Annotated in this window: 17 protein-coding genes and 2 tRNA genes; 7 read left to right on the forward strand and 12 right to left on the reverse strand. The window is 66.4% G+C overall.

Going from position 1 to position 13,964, the window contains the following annotated elements:
• The first annotated feature begins 1 nt into the window (after position 1).
• A complete protein-coding gene (locus Q0Z66_RS10270) occupies positions 2-76 on the forward strand; it encodes a cell division protein CrgA (protein ID WP_298040817.1) in 75 nt (24 codons plus the stop codon).
• Between the two features lie 168 nt (positions 77-244).
• Here the strand turns inward: Q0Z66_RS10270 and Q0Z66_RS10275 are convergent, their stop codons facing one another.
• Both Q0Z66_RS10275 and Q0Z66_RS10280 read right to left on the reverse strand, forming a co-directional pair.
• On the reverse strand, positions 245-1,021 hold the full coding sequence (locus tag Q0Z66_RS10275; RefSeq protein WP_366938986.1) for a rhomboid family intramembrane serine protease: 777 nt from the start codon (positions 1,019-1,021) through the stop codon (positions 245-247).
• A 136-nt stretch (positions 1,022-1,157) separates the two neighbouring features.
• Positions 1,158-1,715, reverse strand: coding sequence for a peptidylprolyl isomerase (locus tag Q0Z66_RS10280; RefSeq protein ID WP_298040790.1), 558 nt, complete (start codon positions 1,713-1,715; stop codon positions 1,158-1,160).
• Between the two features lie 142 nt (positions 1,716-1,857).
• Between Q0Z66_RS10280 and Q0Z66_RS10285 the strand changes: the two genes are divergently transcribed.
• Entirely contained in the window at positions 1,858-2,346 is a 489-nt protein-coding gene (locus Q0Z66_RS10285) for a DNA helicase (RefSeq protein WP_298040792.1), read from the forward strand.
• Entirely contained in the window at positions 2,343-2,816 is a 474-nt protein-coding gene (locus Q0Z66_RS10290) for an aminoacyl-tRNA deacylase (RefSeq protein WP_298040794.1), read from the forward strand. Before Q0Z66_RS10285 ends, Q0Z66_RS10290 begins: the two co-directional genes overlap by 4 nt.
• On the opposite strand, the gene Q0Z66_RS10295 is transcribed toward Q0Z66_RS10290, so the two are convergent.
• The 3 genes from Q0Z66_RS10295 to Q0Z66_RS10305 are packed head-to-tail and all read right to left on the reverse strand — an operon-like array spanning position 2,813 to position 5,194.
• Positions 2,813-3,235: an NUDIX domain-containing protein gene (locus Q0Z66_RS10295; protein WP_298040795.1), complete on the reverse strand. Its 423-nt coding sequence runs from the start codon at positions 3,233-3,235 to the stop codon at positions 2,813-2,815. The two genes, Q0Z66_RS10290 and Q0Z66_RS10295, sit on opposite strands and share 4 nt — an antisense overlap.
• Before the next feature lie 30 nt (positions 3,236-3,265).
• Entirely contained in the window at positions 3,266-4,396 is a 1,131-nt protein-coding gene (locus Q0Z66_RS10300) for an aminotransferase class V-fold PLP-dependent enzyme (RefSeq protein ID WP_298040797.1), read from the reverse strand.
• 18 nt (positions 4,397-4,414) lie between these two features.
• Positions 4,415-5,194, reverse strand: a complete 780-nt coding sequence (locus Q0Z66_RS10305; RefSeq protein WP_298040799.1) for a hypothetical protein — start codon at positions 5,192-5,194, stop codon at positions 4,415-4,417.
• 276 nt (positions 5,195-5,470) lie between these two features.
• On the opposite strand from Q0Z66_RS10305, the gene Q0Z66_RS10310 reads away from it, so the two are divergent.
• Positions 5,471-6,550: a 3-deoxy-7-phosphoheptulonate synthase gene (locus Q0Z66_RS10310; protein ID WP_298040800.1), complete on the forward strand. Its 1,080-nt coding sequence runs from the start codon at positions 5,471-5,473 to the stop codon at positions 6,548-6,550.
• 22 nt (positions 6,551-6,572) lie between these two features.
• On the opposite strand, the gene Q0Z66_RS10315 is transcribed toward Q0Z66_RS10310, so the two are convergent.
• Both Q0Z66_RS10315 and Q0Z66_RS10320 read right to left on the reverse strand, forming a co-directional pair.
• Positions 6,573-6,851 carry a hypothetical protein gene (locus Q0Z66_RS10315; protein ID WP_298040802.1) on the reverse strand — a complete coding sequence of 93 codons (279 nt, stop codon included), beginning with the start codon at positions 6,849-6,851 and terminating at the stop codon, positions 6,573-6,575.
• A 188-nt stretch (positions 6,852-7,039) separates the two neighbouring features.
• Positions 7,040-7,189 (reverse strand): hypothetical protein, encoded by a 150-nt coding sequence (locus Q0Z66_RS10320; protein WP_298040804.1) that lies wholly within the window; start codon positions 7,187-7,189, stop codon positions 7,040-7,042.
• A gap of 78 nt (positions 7,190-7,267) precedes the next feature.
• Here Q0Z66_RS10320 and Q0Z66_RS10325 point away from each other — a divergent pair, with 78 nt between their 5' ends.
• Together Q0Z66_RS10325 and Q0Z66_RS10330 are read left to right on the forward strand one after the other, a co-directional pair.
• Positions 7,268-8,431, forward strand: coding sequence for an alpha/beta fold hydrolase (locus Q0Z66_RS10325; RefSeq protein ID WP_298040806.1), 1,164 nt, complete (start codon positions 7,268-7,270; stop codon positions 8,429-8,431).
• Between the two features lie 88 nt (positions 8,432-8,519).
• Positions 8,520-9,233: a hypothetical protein gene (locus Q0Z66_RS10330; RefSeq protein WP_298040808.1), complete on the forward strand. Its 714-nt coding sequence runs from the start codon at positions 8,520-8,522 to the stop codon at positions 9,231-9,233.
• A 55-nt stretch (positions 9,234-9,288) separates the two neighbouring features.
• On the opposite strand, the gene Q0Z66_RS10335 is transcribed toward Q0Z66_RS10330, so the two are convergent.
• A tRNA-Ala gene (locus Q0Z66_RS10335) sits at positions 9,289-9,361 on the reverse strand.
• 120 nt (positions 9,362-9,481) lie between these two features.
• Between Q0Z66_RS10335 and Q0Z66_RS10340 the strand changes: the two genes are divergently transcribed.
• Entirely contained in the window at positions 9,482-10,816 is a 1,335-nt protein-coding gene (locus Q0Z66_RS10340; protein WP_298040810.1) for a ClC family H(+)/Cl(-) exchange transporter, read from the forward strand.
• A gap of 63 nt (positions 10,817-10,879) precedes the next feature.
• On the opposite strand, the gene Q0Z66_RS10345 is transcribed toward Q0Z66_RS10340, so the two are convergent.
• From Q0Z66_RS10345 to Q0Z66_RS10360, 4 genes are all read right to left on the reverse strand, one after another.
• Positions 10,880-10,953: transfer RNA gene (locus tag Q0Z66_RS10345), tRNA-Ile, on the reverse strand.
• 54 nt (positions 10,954-11,007) lie between these two features.
• Positions 11,008-11,823, reverse strand: a complete 816-nt coding sequence (locus Q0Z66_RS10350; RefSeq protein ID WP_298040811.1) for a hypothetical protein — start codon at positions 11,821-11,823, stop codon at positions 11,008-11,010.
• Entirely contained in the window at positions 11,820-12,512 is a 693-nt protein-coding gene (locus Q0Z66_RS10355) for a response regulator transcription factor (RefSeq protein ID WP_298040813.1), read from the reverse strand. Before Q0Z66_RS10355 ends, Q0Z66_RS10350 begins: the two co-directional genes overlap by 4 nt.
• Complete coding sequence (locus Q0Z66_RS10360) at positions 12,500-13,765, reverse strand: sensor histidine kinase (protein WP_298040815.1); 1,266 nt, start codon at positions 13,763-13,765, stop codon at positions 12,500-12,502. The genes Q0Z66_RS10355 and Q0Z66_RS10360 overlap by 13 nt, the downstream gene beginning before the upstream one ends.
• Positions 13,766-13,964: the final 199 nt, after the last annotated feature.

Here is a 13,964-nt window from a genome sequence, read left to right on the forward strand (position 1 = left end):
CATCGGCTCGTGGAACCTGGCGATCGGCCTGGGCATCGCGATGATCGGCTTCCTGATGACGACGCGCTGGCGCTGACCGGCATCCTGACCTTCACGGCCTCCCGCTCTCGAGTGGGAGGCCGTTTTTCTGTTCTTCACAGGTTTTCCACGAAGTTATCCACAGGACTATCCACACCTGGGGAGAATTACACGCTTGTTATTCACAGGGGTGGACAACTCTGTTAACAACTTCTGACCAGGACAGTTAACCCAGCACCCATGGCGCGACGACGAAAACTACCAACAGGAGGGCCGCTGCGACGCCGATCAGCAGCAGGATCTGCGCGGTGCGCTGACTGCGCTTGCGGGTACGCAGAACGATCAGCCCGATGAGCGCGCCCACGATCGCTCCTCCGATGTGCGCCTGCCAGGCGATGCCGAAGCCGGGGACGAAGCCGATCACGAGGTTGATGCCCAGCAGGACGAAGAGTCCGGTCATGTTCGCCCCGATGTGCAGGCCGATGACGAGCAGGGCGCCGAAGAGCCCGAAGACGGCGCCGGATGCCCCGACCGTGGCGCTGCCGGGGGAGAGGATGCCGAACAGCGCAGATCCGCCCACACCGCTGAGCACGTAGAGGGTGAGGAAGCGCCATCTCCCGAGCATCGGCTCGAGCTGACGCCCGATCATCCAGAGCGCGAGCATGTTCAGCGCGAGGTGCAGGATCCCGCCGTGCACGAGCATGGCCGTGACCAGACGCCAGGGCTGGAAGGGCGCTCCGGAGAGCTCGGGAAGCAGATAGCCGATCCAGAAGCGCAGGAGGGACGCGACGTCGAATCCGGGCACCAGCTGGAGCAGGTAGACGAAGGCGGTGACGGCGATGATCCCGTAGGTCACCACGGGCTTGCCGGCCTGGACGGCTGAGAGCGCAGCGGGGGAGCGCCGGCGCCATTGGCGCTGCGCGCGCTTCTGCGCGGGCGTGCGGTTCTTGCGCTCAGCGGCCATGCACTCGGGGCAGATCACGCCGACGGGCGCCTGAGTCATGCACTCCGGGCAGATCGTGCGCGTGCAGCGCTGACAGAGCACGAAGCTCTGGCGATCCGGATGGCGGTAACAGAAGTTCTCGCGATTGCTCGCGAACTCGGGTGTGGTCATCCGGATCGGCCAGAGCCTCGGAGGATCAGACGGTGACGATGTCGACCGACTGCAGCACGACGTCCTCGACGGGACGGTCGCCGGCAGCGGTGCGGACGGCGGCGATCGCGTCGACCACCTTCTTCGAGGCGTCGTCGGCGACCTCGCCGAAGATCGTGTGCTTGCCCTGCAGCCACGGCGTCGGGTCGGTCGTGATGAAGAACTGCGAGCCGTTGGTGCCCTCGGCCTTGCCGGTGATGGCGTTGCGGCGCAGGCCGGCGTTGGCCATCGCGAGAATATAGGGCTCGTTGAAGTTGAGCTCCGTGTTGATCTCGTCGTCGAAGTTGTAACCGGGGCCGCCGATGCCCTGTCCGAGCGGGTCGCCGCCCTGGATCATGAAGTTCGGGATGATGCGGTGGAAGATGACGTCCTTGTAAAGGGGGCCCTCGCCCGGCTTGCCGGTGGCGGGGTGGGTCCAGGACTGGGTGCCGTCGGACAGGCCGACGAAGTTCTTGACGGTCTTGGGGGCGTGGTCACCGAAGAGGTTGATGACGATGTCGCCGTGGTTGGTGTGCAGGGTTGCGACGTGCGAGTGCTGAGCCATACACCCATTGTCTCAGAGCCTGGACGCGCCCGGCCGCTCGGCAGTGTGGAATATCCCGGGCAACCCACGGGAGAATCTGAGCCCCTATCGGGTGACGTCTGGCAAGATGGGGAACCCGTACTCCAATCGATAGGAGAACATTGTGAGCCTGACCCGAAAGCGCAAGAAGGAACTGCGCCGCCTGCGCAGCGACGCCACCGATCTCTGGGAAGCCCAGCAGGTGCTCGTCGGAAACGCCGCGGATGTGGCTCGTGAAGCCAGCCGACAGCTCGGAAACGTCGGCCGCGAGCAGGTTCTCCCTGTCGTGCAAGACACCTACAACCGTCGCGTGGCCCCCACCGTCGACCGCGGCGTGAAGTTCGGACGCCACATCGTCGACAGCAAGGTCGTGCCCGCCGTCGGCGGTGTCGTCGGCACTGCTTTGTCCGCCTGGGACGTCGCCAACGCCAAGCGCCTCGGCCTCACGCACCAGCCCGCCCCCGTCAAGCGCGGTCCGGGCCTCGGCTCGGTCGTCGCGATCGTCCTCGGTGTGGCTGCAGGCATCGGCGTGCTCTACGCCGCCTGGCAGGCGCTGCGCACCGACGACGAGCTCTGGGTCGCCGACGACCCGCTGTCCGCGCCCGACGCGTGACCTCTCGCGTCGTCGAGGCCGCCGCAGAGCGCGGCCTCGACATCGAGGTCCGCGAGCGCCCCGAGGCGAGGAGTCTGAACGAGGCCGCCGCACTTCTCGGTATCGCACCGTCGGACATCGTGAAGACGCTTGTGGTCAAGCGCTCCGACGACACGTATCTGTTCGCGCTGGTGCCGGGCGGACGATCGATCTCCTGGCCGAAGCTGCGCGCGCTCGTCGGAGTGAACAAGCTGCGCCTTCCCGAGCCCGAGCTGGCGCTGGCCGCCACGGGCTACGAACGAGGAACCATCGTGCCCATCGGCAGCTCCACGGACTGGCCGATGTACGCAGATTCATCCATCGTCGGCCGGCGCATCGCGATGGGCGCCGGCGCCCACGGGTACAGCCTTTTCGTCGACGCGGACGCCCTGATCTCCTCCTATGGCGCAACGGTCGCAGACATCTCCGAGCCGGAGAAGCCCCGCTCTTAGAGGATCTCCGCCATCCGCAGTGCGATGTCGACGAGCTTGACCCGCTGCAGCGGCTTCACCTCGGGCAGAGCGAACCAGGCGGCCATGTCGGTCGACCCGTTCTTCTCGAAGCGAAGGCTCCCACCCGTTATCGTCGCCCGGTAGACGATGCGCAGCGTGTGCAGCGGGACCCGCGACCGCGGCACGCGCCTTCCCGCGGGGATCACCCGTGAGTGGACCCCGAGAAGTTCGTCGACGCGAACATCGAAACCGGTCTCCTCACGGACCTCACGGCGCACGGCGTCGATCGGGTCCTCACCGGATTCGAGTCCGCCGCCCGGCATCGTCCACGCGATGCGACGGCCCTCGGTCCACCGCGCCAGCAGGACACGACCGTCGTCGTCCGTGATGACGGCGTACGCTGCGACCCGCAGATCCATGCGTTCACCCTACTGGCATCGCGGCGGACCTTAACGTTCGATGACGTCGAGGGCCCGACGCAGCCGTTCCACGGTGCCGTCGACGTCCGCGAGCTTGTCGAGTCCGAAGAGTCCGATGCGGAACGTCGAGAACCCTTCGGGCTCATCGCAGTGCAAAGGCACTCCTGCGGCGATCTGCAGCCCCTGAGCACGGAATGCCGCACCACTCTTCAGCGCCGGGTCGTCCGTGTGCACGACGACGACGCCGGGGGCGTCGAAGCCGGATGCCGCGACGGAGGGCAGTCCGTGCTCGGCGAGCAGGCTGCGCACACGGGCGCCGAGCTCGGTCTGCGCCGCACGGAGCTGCGCGAAGCCGCGGTCGCGCGTCTCGATCATCGCCGCGAGATTGCGTACCAGCGCGTCCGTGGGCATGGTCGCGTGATAGCCGGCCTTGCCGTCCCGGTAGTCGTCGGCGATCGCCAGCCAACGGCCGAGATCGAGCGCGAAGCTCGTCGATCCGGATGTCTCGACCGCTGCCCGCCCCGCGGCGTTCAGCATCACGTACCCCGCGGAAGGGGTGCCGCTCCAGCCCTTCTGCGGCGCGCTGATCAGGACATCCACGCCGACGGCATCCATGTCGACCCACATCGCGCCGGACGCGATGCAGTCGAGGACGAGGACACCGCCGACCTCGTGAGTCGCCTCCGCCACGGCCCGCAGGTAGTCGTCCGGCAGGATCATGCCGGCCGCGGTCTCTACGTGCGGTGCGAAGACGACCTCCGGTCTGCGTGCGCGGATCGCGGCGACGACCTGCTCGATGGGCGCCGGCGACCACGGCGCCTGCACGTGCTCGGACTCCGGGCGGGCGATCATCACGGTGACGTCTTCGCTGATGCCTCCCCCCTCGAGGATCTGCGACCACCGGTAGGAGAAGAGTCCGTTGCGGATCACGAACGCGCGACGGCCGGTCGCGAGCGTGCGAGCGACCGACTCCATGGCGTAGGTGCCGCCACCGGGGACGATGGCGGCACCCTCCGCATTATATGCTTCTTTCAGAATATTCAGGATCTGCTGCATCGAATCGATGAAGCGCGATGACATGTGGTTCAACGAGCGATCGGTGAACACCACCGAGTACTCGAGCAGGCCATCGGGGTCGACATCATCGTGAGGCAGATTCATGGGGCCAGCATCCCATAATCACTCGACCGGAACGATCTCCACCGGCTCGCCCAGCTCGTACCAGGTCTGCGTCGTCGTCTCGGTCATTCCGAACATCTCGACCGTGCCCCGCACGCCCACGGGCACCCAGCCCTCGGCGAACCAAGCGAGCGACGCCGTGACCGGAATGTCGTTCCAGGTGAAGGGAGCGGTGACGGCGATCGGGTAGGCCTCGATGTTCTCGCCGTTCCCCAGTGTCACGCTCTCGGCCGCGCCGACTCGCCATTCGGCGCCCGCGCTGATGAGGTCCGCGTAGTGGACCGGGTCGGCGTAGGTTCGGAAGATCTCAGCCGTCGCGCCGATCATCTGCGCCTCCTGGTCATCCGAGTTCACATCGCCCTTGACCCAGCCGGAACCGGAATCCATCCACATCGTCCCGTCGAGCATCGTGAACTGCGTGGTGCCAGCGTCGCCATCGAAACCGCCCTGCATGTCCAGTTCGGTGCCGCGGTAGCGGAACACGACCTCGCCGGACTGCATGCTCGTCTCGACGAACTCCTTGCCGGTCACGAAACTGGGCAGCGCCTCAGCGACGCAACCGCCCAGCACGCTTCCCGGCACGATCACATCCGGAGTCAGGTCGATGTCCTGGCAGATGGCCGGTGCCGCCCAGGTTGGCTCATCGCTGGGGTCCTCCGCAGCAGGGGTCTCCGCAACGGCATCCGGGGTCTTCTGCGTCGGCGTCTCCGATGCCGCGCAGCCCGACAGCACGACGACGATTCCCAGGGCTGCCAGCGCGGCAGCGGTATTGATCTTCACTGATTCCCTTTCCTGTTCAGGACGCCTTCCCACAAGGCGCGCGTGAAGACTATCAGCGTCATCGACCGTCATGTGGATCCGACAGCCCCGGGAATGGGGTATGTTCTTTCGCATGACAACCCGTTGGTATGCGTATTTCGAGTCGGCTCTGGAGGGGCCGACGCCGATGTAGCGTCTACCGACCCCTTCAGAGCCGACAAGCCAGAGCATTGCTCTGGCTTTCGCCGTTTCGGCGGGCTCTGAATCCGGGTCCGCCCTCATCACAGGACAGGACCCATGAACACCATCGATACCGCCGAAGCGACCAGCGACCTGCACGTCGCGAAGTTTACGACTCTTCCCACCCCGGCAGAACTCAGCGAGACGCTTCCGATCGGTGATGAGCGCACCGCACTGGTCGCCCGCACCCGCGACGAGGTGCGCGCCATCATGAACGGCCAGGATGACCGTCTCCTCGTCGTCGCAGGCCCCTGCTCGATCCACGACACGGAAGCAGGTCTCGAATACGCCGGGCGCCTCATGATGGAGGCCGAGAAGCACCGCGACGATCTGCTGATCGTCATGCGCACCTACTTCGAGAAGCCCCGTACGACCGTCGGATGGAAGGGCCTCATCAACGACCCGCACCTCGACGGCAGCCATGACATCGAAACGGGGCTGCGCATGGCACGCGCGTTCCTGCGCGATGTGACCGCGCTCGGAATGCCGTGCGCGACCGAGTTCCTGGAGCCGATCAGCCCCCAGTACACCGCCGACCTCATCACCTGGGGCGCCATCGGCGCGCGGACGACCGAGAGCCAGATCCACCGTCAGCTGGCGTCGGGATTGTCGATGCCGATCGGTTTCAAGAACGGAACCGACGGAGGATTGCAGGTGGCGCTGGATGCCGCGACCGCCGCATCCAGCCCGCAGGCGTTCCTGGGCATCGGTGCGGACGGGCGTGCGAGCCTGGTCTCCACGACCGGAAACCCCGACACCGCGGTCATTCTGCGCGGCGGCGCGGATGGTCCCAACTACGACGCAGAAACCGTTCTCCAGGCGGCTCAGCGCCTGGATGCTGCGATGCTGACGCCGCGTCTCGTCGTCGATGCAAGCCACGCCAACAGCGGCAAGGATCACATCCGTCAGGCGGAGGTCGCCCGTGAGATCGCGGCGCAGATTGCCGCCGACGGCCGGGCGATCGCGGGCGTCATGCTCGAGAGCAACCTGGTCGCCGGAGCGCAGAAGCTCGATATCGACGCCGGACGCACCCGTCTCACCTACGGACAGAGCGTCACGGATGCCTGCATGGGGTGGGAGTCGACGACCACAGCACTGTCTCAGCTCGCCGCGGGTGTACGCGAACGTCGTGCCTGAGCGCTGCCGGCTGGCCTCCGGGTCAGCCGGCGCTGCGCACGCTGAGCAGCTGCCATCCGTCGGGGACCTGGGCCAGGAGTGCATCCATGTCGTCGCCCTCGATCTCCCGGATGCCATCGCGGCGCGCGAACGTACCGGTCGCCTCGAGCACCGGAGCGCCCTTGATCATGCGCACGGGGGCCGAGATGAGGTCGAACCCCTCGGGGCGAAGCGCTTCGAGCTGATTCTGGACACCGGCGAGATCGGCGGATTCGACGTCGAAGGTCTGAACCTCGACAGGACGCATGAGACCGATGAGCACTCTCCGATTCTACGTCGAACAGAAGCGCGAGGATTTATCCCCCCTAGGGAATATATAGGTGGCTATGTTCATTGCCAATCAGGAGTTCTTTGATTCCTGATCTGATACCCAGGGGGGACATCATGTCTGAGCGCCACAAGCAAGAAGCACTCGGCCGACCGGAACGTGCTTCTGTCAGAGAAGGGCTTCTACCTGACGGTCTTCTCGGTCTGCTCGCCGCGATCTCCGTCCAGAAGAACGTGCGCGACATCGCCGCGCACCGCGATGTGCACCCCGATCTGGACCGTCGCCCCGAGCGGAACGAGCCACCGGCCCCGCCGCAGTGGACTGTCTAACACTCCCGGCCCCTTGTTAACAACCTTGTTAACACCTGTGGATAACGGCCGACCGCGGCGTGTGCGGGTAGCATCCTCACGATGAGACGAGTGCTTCGCCCCGCGGACGCGAACGGTCCGGCCTTCACCTCCGCATATGTCCGGACCGGGCCTCGCACGCCCCATCCCACCGTCGTGATCCCGGGCGGCCCCGGCCTCGGCTCGATCCTTCCGTATCGGGCCCTGCGCCGTCGGGCCGCTCAGGGCGGTCTCGACGTCATCATGATCGATCATCGCGGAGTGGGCTTCTCCCGCGATGACAGGCACGGGCGCCGGCTTCCGCAGTCGGCCATGCGCATCCGCGATGTCGTCGACGACATCGCCGCGGTCCTGGATGCAGAGGGCGTCGAACGCGCGTATATCGCCGGATCGTCATACGGCAGCTATCTGGCCGGCTCATTCGGTGCGCAGCATCCGACCCGTGTCGCAGGGATGCTGCTCGACTCCGCATTGCAATCCACCGATGACATGCGGATCGAGCGCGAGATCATCCGCGCGCATTTCTGGGATGCCGATACCGCCGTCGCTTCCGCCGTGCACGCGTTGGCGGCCGAGGGCGTACCGGACCGCCCTCTGCTCGACGGGATTCGTGCGGCTTTCGAACTCGGCGGCGATGACCTGGTGATCGCCATCGCGGAGGCGAAGCTCCGGCATCCCTGGAGCGCCGTCTGGCGGGGACTCGGGATCTATGCAGCACGAGACGAATCGATCATCCGCATCCCCGGCTTCTACGAGTTCGACACGGTGGGCGCCATCGGCTTCCGCGAGCTCGGCTACGGGGGAGAGGCGGATGGTCTCCCGCTCGATCCCGCGCTGACCTATGCACGTCTCGCCGATCGTTTCCCGCCGTTCTCCGGCGCCCCCTACGACCTGACGAAGGAGATCGCCGCATTCGACTGGCCGCTCGTCGCCCTGAGCGGCCGTCGGGACCTGCGAACCCCTCCCGTGATCGCCCAACGCGCTGTCGACACGGCACCGGATGGTGTGCTCGTTGAAATCGAGAACGGCCATAGCGCACTCGACATGCATCCGCTCGCATTCCTCAACGCCGTTCGGGCGCTGGTGCATGGAACACAGCACCGTCTGCCCGCGCTGGAGGACCGCCTCGACGCACTGCCCCTGCATGGGCTGTCCGCCAATCTCCCGCGTGTGCTCCGCGCGGGTGCAGGAATCGAACGGATGCTTCCCCCAGCGCCCTGGCGATGAACGGCGCGTCACGCCCCCGTACACTGGGCGTCGGCGCATCCGTTCGGGTGCGTATCGACCAGCGATACGTCCACAGGAGCACGTCGGGATGGCAGAGATCTTAGGGTGGGCCACCGCGCTCCTCTCCCTCATCGGGTTCGGACTCTCCCTGGGGCTGAACCCGGCCCTGTACGGGGCGACCGCCGACATGCTGGCGCGCAAGACCTCGGTACCGGTGCACCTGGGGTCCATGATCCTCGGGCTTTACATTGGCGCGAGCGCCCTGTTCCTGCTCCTGCAGGCGTTCAACCCGACGAGCTTCGTGAGCGCGGTGAAGCAGCGCGCTCACGATGAGCTGTTCAACCGCGCCGTCGATCTCGGTGCCGGTCTCGTATTCCTCGTATTGGCGATCGTCATCGCGGTGTGGGCGCTGCGCGTCCCCGAACGCGCTCCGAAGCCGACGAAGGATACGAACACCGACAATGCGCAGGGGTCCCACCCATGGACCTACCTGCTCATCGGCTTGTCCAGCTCGGTGATCGGCTTCACGACTTTGCCGATCATGTACCTCGTCGGACGCGTCACCACCTCGGTGACACCGCATCTCCTGCTGCGTCTGCTGGCGTTCGCCGTGTTCCTCGTCGCCCTTGCCGCACCCTTCATCGCCATGGCCTGGGTCTGGCGCCGATTCCCGAACCGTGCGAACCAGGTCAGCGAGCTGTACGCGCGCGCACTCGCCCGGGACTACCGCTGGGCAGGAGCCGGCATTCTCGCGGTGTGCGCCTGCATCTTCTTCGCGCTGGGGTTCTTCCTCCCCCGCTGACCGGTCCAAAACGAGAGAACCCCCGGGCTTTCGCCTCGGGGGTTCTTCTTGACTGTGGAGCCTAGGAGATTCGAACTCCTGACATCCTGCTTGCAAAGCAGGCGCTCTACCAACTGAGCTAAGGCCCCATGTGGGGTGTCCCAACTCGACTACTCTACCCGGGTGCGCGCACTGGCGCAAAACGAGCCGCGCCGGGCCGCAGCCGATCGATCCTCCACCATCGGCAGACCGGACGCTATGGTGATCCCGTGATCAAAGTCGCGGATCCTCGGGGGGAGGGTTCCGAACCGGATTCCTCCGGCCGGGCCCTCACGATCCTCGCAGTGCTCGCACTCATCGCCGGAGTGGTCACGGGTCTCATCGGCGGCGCGTTCCGTTGGACGCTGCTGCGCGCCCAGGACCTCCGTGAGTCACTGCTCGACTGGGCGCATGACCTGGGCGCTGTCGGAGTCATCGTGATGATGCTGGCCGTGGCCGTCTGCGCAGCAGTCGCAGCTCTGATCGTGCGCTTCGTCCCCCGCGCGGGCGGCAGCGGCATCCAGATCATCGAGGCGGTTCAACGCGATCAGGCCGAGGCGCCGCGTCTGCGCGTGCTGCCCGCGAAATTCTTCGGCAGTCTGCTCGCCCTCGGATCCGGCCTCGTCCTTGGACGCGAAGGGCCGACGGTGCACATGGGCGCGGTGATCGGTGCCGAAGCCGGCCGGATCACCCGTCGCAGCAGCGCCGACATCACCACACTGCAGACAAGCCTCGCCGGGGCCGGTCTCGCGGTGGCGTTCAACGCCCCGATCGGTGGTGCGCTGTTCGTGTTCGAAGAGGTCACCCGGTCATTCCACCTGCGAACAGTGGTCCCGGTGACGATCGGCGTCTCATCCGCGGTCTGGACATCATGGGCTCTCGTCGGCACACGGACCGACTTCAGCACGGTGCAGCTGGATCCGCCTCGTTTGGACGTCCTGCCCCTGTTCCTTCTCTTCGGAGTGATGACAGGCCTGCTCGGCGCCGTGTACAACCGAGCGGTGATGACCAGCCTCACAACAGTCGACCGGTTCTCGCGCATGCCACGTGAAGCCACCGCCGCCATCATCGGGCTCCTGATCGGATGCGCACTGTTCATCGACCCGAATCTTGCCGGCGATGGCGACTCCATCGTGCAGTCGCTGCTCAGCGGCACCGCCTACGCGATCCCGATCATGCTGCTGTGGGTCGTCGTCCGATTCGGGCTCGGCCCGCTGTCTTACGCGGCGGGCACCCCGGGCGGGCTCTTCGCCCCGATCCTGGCGGTCGGCGCGCTCTGGGGCGCGATCTTCGCCGGAGTGGCATCCTGGTTCATCCCCGGCGATCCGCTCACCATCCCCTTCGCGATCGTCGGCATGGCGACGTTCTTCGCCGCCACCGTGCGCGCACCGTTCACGGGGGCGGTGATCGTGCTCGAGATGACGGGGGCGACGGTGCTCGCCGTGCCGTTGATCATCGCCGCCGGATGCGCGGTGCTCACAGCATCCCTCGTGCGCTCCGAACCGATCTACGATTCTCTGCGCACCCGGATGCTGGGCGGTTCTCGACCTGCCGATGCGCGATGAACCGCGACTAGACAGGAACGACGAAAGCCACGCGATTCCTCGCGTGGCTTTCGTATTGAAGTGTGGGGCTACCAGGACTTGAACCTGGGACCTCTTCATTATCAGTGAAGCGCTCTAACCGCCTGAGCTATAGCCCCGTCAACCTCATAAACTTTACCCGAAGATTCCGAAGATTCCGAATCGAGCCCGACCTACCGGGCGGGTCGCAGCACAGCCGTCCCGGCGGAGAGGCTGACCACGACGGAGTTTCGTGCTTCAGAGCTCGTTCGCAGACGATTGTCGAGAACCCCCGCGCTGACCTCCTGACGCACGTCGTACGCGGTATCCGGCAAAGACAGCTCGAGTGAACCGGCGCTGACCTCGATCTCGGTCAAACGCGGAGCCTCCCCGGTGAAGACGGCGATGAAGCGCCCGGCCGAGACCGCGATATCCGCCTCGGAGACGTCGGCGAGCGAAAGATCCGCGCCCCCGGCGCCGAGGTCCGCGTCCAGACTCCGTGCTGATCCGTCGATCGTGACGCCACCCGCGGAGATGTCGAGATCGAGCTCGCCGAACTCGCCGCGCGCATCGAGGCTCCCCGCTCCCAACGACAGATCCGCGTCGATTCCCGCGAGCGAGTTCGGCAGGACGAGCTCGATCTGCTCAGCGCCGATCCCGCTTCCGAACCATGACCAGTCCTGTCCGCCCCACCCGAACCAGCCGCTCGAGTCGCGGAGCACGAGATCCTCGTCGTCCCGCTCGAGGACCCAGCTCGCCTGCTGCGCCCCACTCACGATGAGCTTCGCGTCCTCCACGTCGTCGAAGCGGATCATGACATCGCCGGCGGCGACGTCGACGCTGAGCGCCTCGACGCCGCGCACATCGGCGGTCTGCGCGTCATCCGTGTGAGAGAGCGCGTGGACCGAGGCGACTGCGGCCTGCGTTCCCGAACCGATCAGCGCGACCCCGCCGATCACGGCTGTGATGATCCCGATGGTCTTCGCGGCGGGGTTCTTCGTAGCGGTCATCGTCCTGATCCTGTCTGCGGGGGCGTTCCGTTCGCGGATCCGCCGGTGTTCTCGATGTGTGCAAGGACCGCGAGCACGCGCCGGTTTCCCGACTCGTCCTGCTCGAGCCCCAACTTCTGGAAGATGGAGGTGATGTTCTTCTCGACGCTCGCCTCCGAGAGGAAGAGCGTCGCGGCGATCGCCTGATTCGACTTGCCCTCCGCGATGAGCGCGAGAACGGTGCGCTCCCGATCTGTGAGCGACAGCATCCGATCGTCACGATGACGACGGGTGAGCAGCTGGGCGACGACCTCCGGGTCGAGGATGCTGGTGCCGGCGGCGATCCGCTCGACCGTGGCGACGAACTCGGAGACGTCCGCGACCCGGTCCTTGAGCAGGTATCCGAGCGCTCCACCCTCCGCGGCGATGAGTTCACTCGCGTATCGCTCCTCGACGTACTGCGAGAGCACGATCAGGGGCAGCGATGGATGCGTGGAACGCAGCGCGAGCGCCGCACGGATGCCCTCATCGGTGAACGTCGGGGGAAGACGCACATCGAGGATGCAGAGCTCGGGATCCTTCTCCCGGATGCTCTCGCCGAGCATCGTCGTGTCGGGCAGCGCCGCGACGACCGCGTGGCCGGAATCCTCGAGCAAGCGGATGAGTCCCTCTCGGAGGAGGACGGAATCCTCGCAGATCAGGATGCGCACGGCACACTCACCTCCAGCGACGTCGGTCCGCCCTGAGGGCTGTCCAGTCGGAACGTGCCCCCGGCCGCGAGCACGCGGTTCGAGATCCCGTCCAGGCCTCCGCCGGGTTGGATCTGCGCGCCGCCGAGTCCGTTGTCCTCGACCCGCACCCACAGCACATCGCCCTCGCGCATGCGCACGATGACCCGGCATTCGCTGGCCCGGGAGTGCTTCGCGGCGTTCGTGAGCGACTCGGCGATCGAGAAGTAGACCGCCGCTTCCGCATCCCGGCAGCGGACGCCGCCCTCCGGCAGGCGAACGTCGAGTTGAACCGGGATGTGGGATCGACCGGCGAGGGCCGACAGCGCAGCGTCCAGACCCCGATCATCGAGCACGGAGGCGTGGATGCCGCGGGCGAGCTGTCGCAGTTCGGTGATCGCCGCCTTCGTGGAGGTGTGCGCCTCGCCGATGAGTTCCTTGGCGGCATCCGGATCCGTGTCGATCTTCTGCTGCGCGAGCCCCAGGGTCATCCCCACCGAGACGAGACGCGGCTGGACGCCGTCGTGGAGGTCGCGCTCGATGCGGCTGCGCTCGACATCGGCCGCGCGGACGGCTCCCTCGCGCTGTGCGCTCGTGGCGCGCACCTGCTCGGTGAGCTCCGCTTCACGACTGGGGACGACGATCGCCCGGGTCAGTGTGCGGTGCAGAACAGCGAGACCGAGGATCGCCGCGATCGCGAGGACAGCACCGAGGATCCCGACCACCGGCGCCCACGATGCCGCCGCCGGGACGCCGAACGGCCCGATCACGCTGTCCACGCCCGTGAGCGGTGCGAACACGATCGCCACCGAACGGATCACCATGACCAGTAACTGCAGCACGAGAGCACCCATGAAGCATGCGATCACAAGGTTCGCGACAGCGCGCCACATCCGGCCATCCCCCAACTGACGCCACAGGGAGTGCAGCCAGCCGCCGAATCCCTTTCGGGGGCTTCCCCGCCACCGCAACGGCTCCAGGTCGAGGTGGTACAGCCCCGAAGCGCGTGCGATCTCGAACCACCCGGTCGCGAAGAGCCCGTAGATGAAGCCGACCAGCAGGATCAGGCCGACGCCGAAAACCAGTGCGAGACCGAGACCGACGCCGAGCAGTGTGCTCAAGACCGTGAGGATGACGGCACCGATCACGCCGAGACCCGCGAGATGCAGTACCGTCGGGAACAGGCGCAGCGGAGGCGCGGGAGCCTGTGCCGGGGAAGCGGGATGAGTTGTCATGCTTCAAAGGTAGGCCGCGGGCCTTCCGCACGACACCGAGGAAACCGGAGAGCTCGATTCGGGTTTTCCCTACCGACGACGACGGGCGGATGCCGAAGCATCCGCCCGTCGTGAAGAAAACCGGCTCTTCTCGAACGAGGGTGTAGTCCGTTGAGCGCGTCGCTGTCCGTGTAGGAGTCGAGGTCTCCCTGAAGATGGA

This window comes from uncultured Microbacterium sp. (genome assembly GCF_947632095.1).
In the GTDB taxonomy this organism is placed as follows: Bacteria; Actinomycetota; Actinomycetes; order Actinomycetales; family Microbacteriaceae; genus Microbacterium.

Excerpts from the sequence above, each read along its gene's own strand:
- Q0Z66_RS10275 (WP_366938986.1), bottom strand. The coding sequence starts at position 1,021 with ATGACTCAGGCGCCCGTCGGCGTGATCTGCCCCGAGTGCATGGCCGCT.
- Q0Z66_RS10280 (WP_298040790.1), bottom strand. The coding sequence starts at position 1,715 with ATGGCTCAGCACTCGCACGTCGCAACCCTGCACACCAACCACGGCGAC.
- Q0Z66_RS10295 (WP_298040795.1), bottom strand. The coding sequence starts at position 3,235 with ATGGATCTGCGGGTCGCAGCGTACGCCGTCATCACGGACGACGACGGT.
- Q0Z66_RS10300 (WP_298040797.1), bottom strand. The coding sequence starts at position 4,396 with ATGAATCTGCCTCACGATGATGTCGACCCCGATGGCCTGCTCGAGTAC.
- Q0Z66_RS10310 (WP_298040800.1), top strand. The coding sequence starts at position 5,471 with ATGAACACCATCGATACCGCCGAAGCGACCAGCGACCTGCACGTCGCG.
- Q0Z66_RS10325 (WP_298040806.1), top strand. The coding sequence starts at position 7,268 with ATGAGACGAGTGCTTCGCCCCGCGGACGCGAACGGTCCGGCCTTCACC.
- Q0Z66_RS10330 (WP_298040808.1), top strand. The coding sequence starts at position 8,520 with ATGGCAGAGATCTTAGGGTGGGCCACCGCGCTCCTCTCCCTCATCGGG.
- Q0Z66_RS10350 (WP_298040811.1), bottom strand. The coding sequence starts at position 11,823 with ATGACCGCTACGAAGAACCCCGCCGCGAAGACCATCGGGATCATCACA.
- Q0Z66_RS10360 (WP_298040815.1), bottom strand. The coding sequence starts at position 13,765 with ATGACAACTCATCCCGCTTCCCCGGCACAGGCTCCCGCGCCTCCGCTG.